Below are 4502 nucleotides of genomic sequence, written 5' to 3' on the forward strand. Positions count from 1 at the left end.
CCGCCCCCCGCTTGGCCCCACCCCCACCACGCACTGGAGAATCCATCATGGCTGAAGCACCCACTTCCACCCGGTCCGGCATCGACACCGAGGCGATTCGCGTCGCCGCCCGCAATCTGCAGGACGGCCCCGTCACGGCCGGTTACAAAGGCGACCGCGAGGCCGTCATCGCCATGCTCAACGGCGCGCTGGCCACCGAGCTGGTCTGCGTGTTGCGTTATAAACGCCACTATTACACCGTCAGCGGGCGCGAGAACGGCGCCGTCAAGGCCGAGTTCCTCGAGCACGCCACGCAGGAACAGGAACACGCCGATACGCTGGCGGAGCGTATCATCCAGTTGAACGGCAAGCCCGATTTCAATCCGGCAACGTTGCTCGCACGTAGCCATGCCGAGTATGATGAGTCCGACGACGTACAATCGATGGTGCGGGCCAACCTGATCGCCGAGCGCGTGGCCATCGAATCCTACCGTCAGATGATCGAGCTGATCGGCGACACGGACCCGACGACCAAACACTTGTTGATCCAGATCATGGCGGTTGAAGAAGAACACGCCGACGATATGCGCGATTTGCTTGAATAGCGGAGCGTGGCGGGATCGGGCAGTAGTAGTGGCAGTACCAAGTACGGTTTTCACTTTCTCACTAAAAACAGGAGCTACATCATGCTGGAAAACAATATCTCTACCGTGAACAACGACGTGAAAACCCTGGTGAAAGACGCGCAGGCGCTGTTTACCGCCGCCACCGCGTTGACCGGCGAAAAAGCCGAGGAACTGCGCGGCCGCGGCATGCGCGCGCTGGACACGGCGCTGGCCAAGGCGCACGAGGCGCAGCAGAGCGCGCTGGTGGCGTCGAAGGAAATGGCCAAGCAGGCCGACGTGTACGTCAAGGAAAACCCATGGCGCTCGATCGCCGCCGCCGCCGGCATCGGCCTGCTGGTCGGTGTGATCCTGGGCCGCAAGTAATCCATCGTGGCGCACGCTGACGATATGGACAAGTCCGCCGCGCCCCATCCGGCCGGGCTGATCGCCTCGCTGGGCGCGATGACGCGCAACAGCCTCGGGCTGTTGCTGTCGCGCCTGGAGCTGGCGGCGCTCGAACTGTCGGAGGTGCGCAACAACCTGTTGCGCCTGGTGGTGGTGGGCGCCCTGGCCTTGATGGCCAGCTGGTTCTGCATCGCCTACGGCACGGCCACCCTGGTGTATCTGGCTTGGGAAACGATGGGCTGGAAGATCCTGCTGGTGCTGACGGCGCTGTTCGCCTGCCTCACGCTGGGCCTGGCCCTGTATGCGCGCGCCATGATTCGCCAGGGCAAGCTGTCGCTGCCGGCGACGATGGCCGAGATCAAGGCCGACCGTGACATGTTGTTGTAACCGGGGAGTGAGACTATGAGCAAGCAAGCCCAACAGGCGGCCCTGGCGGCCGCCAAGGCGCGTTTGATCGGCGAGGGCGAGCTGTACCGCATCGGCGTGGTGCACGCCAAGGCGCGGCTCGCCATGGCGCTGCGGCCGGAGGCGCTGATGCACGGCGCCGTCGAGCACGCCGTCGGGCTGGCGCAGGCGCGTTTCGGCGCCTTGTTGCAGCCGGGCGGACTGAGCGGCTTGAACCTGAAGATGCTGATGCCCTACGCCTTGACGGTCGGCTCCTTCGTGGTGCGCAAGCGCCTGTTCAAGCCGGCGCTGGGCGTCGGCGTGGCGCTCGCCGCCGGCGTGGCCTGGTTGCTGCGCCGCAAGCGCGCGGCCGCGCTGTCGGCCGACGACAACGAGATCGCCGACTAGGACCAGCCGGCGACATCCCACCAACGCCGCCACCATGCGGCGTTTTTTTCGCAGGAGCCATTTTGTCCGACAAGAAACAACCCCTCAATCCCGCCGGGCTGCGCGTGGTGCTGGTGCTGCAGGGCGGCGGCGCGCTGGGCGCCTACCAGGCCGGCGTCTACCATGCGCTGCACGAGCACGACCTGGTGCCCGACTGGATCGTCGGCACCTCGATCGGCGCCATCAACGCGGCCATCCTGGCCGGCAATCCCAAGGAGTCGCGGCTGCTGCGGCTGAAGGAGTTCTGGCAGCGCATCGCCCACGACGATCCGATCGACATGGCCCGCATCCCCGACCAGCAGCGCCGCGCCAACATCTGGCTGCAGAGCTGGGACACCATCGTGCGCGGCGTGCCGGGCTTCTTCAAGCCGCGCCTGCTCAGCCTGTTCGGCATGGGCGTGGCGGTGGCTCCCGAGCAGGCCAGCTTCTACGACACGGGCGAGCTGGGCCGGACGCTCGAGGAGCTGGTCGACTTCGATTATCTGAACACGCCGGGCGGCATGCGGCTGACCGTCAACGCGCTGCGCGTCAAGTGCGGCACGTTGAAGCGTTTCGACAGCGCCGAGACCACCTTGAGCGCCGACCACATCCGCGCCAGCGGCGCCTTGCCGCCGGGCTTTCCGGCGGTGCGCATAGACGGCGAGCTGTTCTGGGACGGCGGCCTGTATTCGAACACCCCGCTGGAAACCGTGCTGGACGACCCGTCGCACGTCGACACGCTGTGCTTCATGGTCGACCTGTGGAGCGCCGAGGGCGACGAGCCGACCACGCTCGACGAGGTGCAGACGCGGGCCAAGGACGTCACCTTCGCCTCGCGTTCGAAGCGCCACATCGAGGACTATGTGGCGACCCACACCATGCAACACAAGCTGCGCGAGCTGTACGCCGCGCTGCCGGCCTCGGTCAAGAGCGAGCAGACGGCGCGCGAGCTAGCCGCGCTCGGCTGCGGCACCACCTTGCACATCGTCCGCCTGCCGTACGCCGGACGCGACTGGCACATGGCGGCCAAGGATATCAACTTCTCGCGCGGTTCGATCGAGTGGCGCTGGGACCAGGGCTACCAGGACGCCCTGCGCGCCCTCAAGGCGGCCGGCTGGCTCAGCTTCGTCACCGAGGACACGCCGCTGGTGGTGCACGAGCTGCCGCCGCATCCGGTGCCGGCACCGGCGCCCGAGCCGGCCTGAGTCGGCCTGAGCCGGCGCGGCCGCCGGCGCGGTTGCCGCGGCCGGCGCTTGAAACGACACAGGGGGCGCCGTGGCGCCCCCTGTCGCATGGTCTCGCCGGCCGCGCCGGCGCCGGCCTACAGTCTGCCGGTCAGCAGCAGGATCAGCAGGATCACGACAACCAGGCCGGTGAGGCCGCTCGGCGCGTAGCCCCAACTGCGGCTGTGCGGCCAGGTCGGCAGGGCGCCGATCAGCGCCAGGACCAGAATGATCAAAATCAGTGTGCCCATCTTATTCTCCTTGTGGTGGTGACGCGGCGCGTGCGGCGGCGATCAGCGATCAATAGCGGTAGGCGCGGCCGTCGACCAGGCGCACGCGGTTGCCGACGCGCAGGTCGTAGACGCTGTCCTGGGTGACGATGCGGTAGTCGCCGTTGTCCATGCGCACGCTGATCTGATACGCGTCGCGCGCCTGGGCGCGGTTGGCCTCGACCTGGTTGCCGACCACGGCGCCGCCGACGGCGCCGGCCACGGTGGCGGCGGTGCGGCCGCCACCCGAGCCGATCTGGTTACCCAGCAGGGCGCCGACCAGGCCGCCGGCGACGGCACCGGCGCCGCTGCTGGCCGGCTTGCTGCCGACCACTTGGATCGAGTCGATGGTGCCGTAGCTGGCCTCTTGCGACTGGCTCGTGTAAGCGGTTTGCTGTGGCGCGGTGCTGGCGCAACCGCCCAACAGGGCGGCGCCGGCCAACAGCGCGGCGGCGATGGGGGTGGTGGTGTTCATGGGATCTCCTCCTGAAAAGTGTGAGGCCAGAGTAGACCCGCCGTTGGCACCGGTCTGTGCGCTGGCGAACCTTGCCCATGCCGCTGCGCGGCGGTGAAAAAATCGCACTGTGTTCGATACCGAACAGAGTGGTCGGGGCGAATCGCGTAAAACATCCCCATCGGCTCAGCAACAAGCCGGGTGTTGAAACGCTCGCAGTGAGCACCAGTTGGTCCCAACGCAATTCCTCCAAGGAGAATCACCATGAAATTCGCCCACAAAATCGCTACCGCCCTGTTCACCGTCTCCCTGCTGGCCACCGCCGGCTGCGCTTCCACCAGCACCAAGGAAGGCACCGGCGAATACGTCGACGACTCGGTCATCACGACCAAGGTCAAGGCCAGCATCTTCAACGAGCCGAGCCTGAAATCGACCGAGATCAATGTCGAGACCTTCAAAGGCACCGTGCAGCTGAGCGGCTTCGTCGCCCAACCGGCCGACATCGCCAAGGCTGGCGAGATCGCCCGTGGCGTCAAAGGCGTGACCGCTGTGAAAAACGATATCCGCATCAAGTAAGCGCGGACCGGGCCGGCGCCACGCGCCGGCCAGCGTCGCACCGGCCGCCAGGGCAGGGGCCGTCAACGGCCGCCGCCCTGGCGGCTTTTGTTTTTTGCGACGGGCCGCAAGGCGGCGGGAATGCCGGCCTACCCCACCGGCGAAGTGCCGGGGTCGGACCCGCCGGGTCCGACCCCAGGTT

General features: G+C 67.1%; 8 protein-coding genes. 6 read left to right on the forward strand and 2 right to left on the reverse strand.

Annotation, left to right across the window (positions count from 1 at the left end):
- Positions 1–47: 47 nt before the first annotated feature.
- The 5 genes from H7U20_RS03480 (at position 48) to H7U20_RS03500 (ending at position 3004) form a co-directional block, all read left to right on the forward strand.
- Positions 48–584, forward strand: a complete 537-nt coding sequence (locus tag H7U20_RS03480) for a ferritin-like domain-containing protein (RefSeq protein ID WP_199518220.1) — start codon at positions 48–50, stop codon at positions 582–584.
- An 81-nt stretch (positions 585–665) separates the two neighbouring features.
- The gene (locus tag H7U20_RS03485; RefSeq protein ID WP_199518221.1) at positions 666–968 is read left to right on the forward strand and encodes a DUF883 family protein; all 303 of its coding nucleotides are present in this window, start codon (positions 666–668) and stop codon (positions 966–968) included.
- Between the two features lie 24 nt (positions 969–992).
- Complete coding sequence (locus tag H7U20_RS03490) at positions 993–1376, forward strand: phage holin family protein (RefSeq protein WP_199518222.1); 384 nt, start codon at positions 993–995, stop codon at positions 1374–1376.
- 15 nt (positions 1377–1391) lie between these two features.
- The gene (locus H7U20_RS03495; RefSeq protein ID WP_199518223.1) at positions 1392–1781 is read left to right on the forward strand and encodes a hypothetical protein; all 390 of its coding nucleotides are present in this window, start codon (positions 1392–1394) and stop codon (positions 1779–1781) included.
- 62 nt (positions 1782–1843) lie between these two features.
- Complete coding sequence (locus H7U20_RS03500; RefSeq protein WP_233410473.1) at positions 1844–3004, forward strand: patatin-like phospholipase family protein; 1161 nt, start codon at positions 1844–1846, stop codon at positions 3002–3004.
- 116 nt (positions 3005–3120) lie between these two features.
- Here H7U20_RS03500 and H7U20_RS03505 read toward each other — a convergent pair whose 3' ends face one another.
- Positions 3121–3273: a DUF3309 family protein gene (locus H7U20_RS03505; RefSeq protein WP_199518224.1), complete on the reverse strand. Its 153-nt coding sequence runs from the start codon at positions 3271–3273 to the stop codon at positions 3121–3123.
- 49 nt (positions 3274–3322) lie between these two features.
- The gene (locus H7U20_RS03510) at positions 3323–3766 is read right to left on the reverse strand and encodes an outer membrane lipoprotein (protein WP_199518225.1); all 444 of its coding nucleotides are present in this window, start codon (positions 3764–3766) and stop codon (positions 3323–3325) included.
- 243 nt (positions 3767–4009) lie between these two features.
- On the opposite strand from H7U20_RS03510, the gene H7U20_RS03515 reads away from it, so the two are divergent.
- Complete coding sequence (locus tag H7U20_RS03515) at positions 4010–4321, forward strand: BON domain-containing protein (RefSeq protein ID WP_199518226.1); 312 nt, start codon at positions 4010–4012, stop codon at positions 4319–4321.
- Positions 4322–4502 lie beyond the last annotated feature (181 nt).

This window comes from Rugamonas violacea (assembly GCF_016461825.1).
GTDB lineage: Bacteria > Pseudomonadota > Gammaproteobacteria > Burkholderiales > Burkholderiaceae_D > Rugamonas.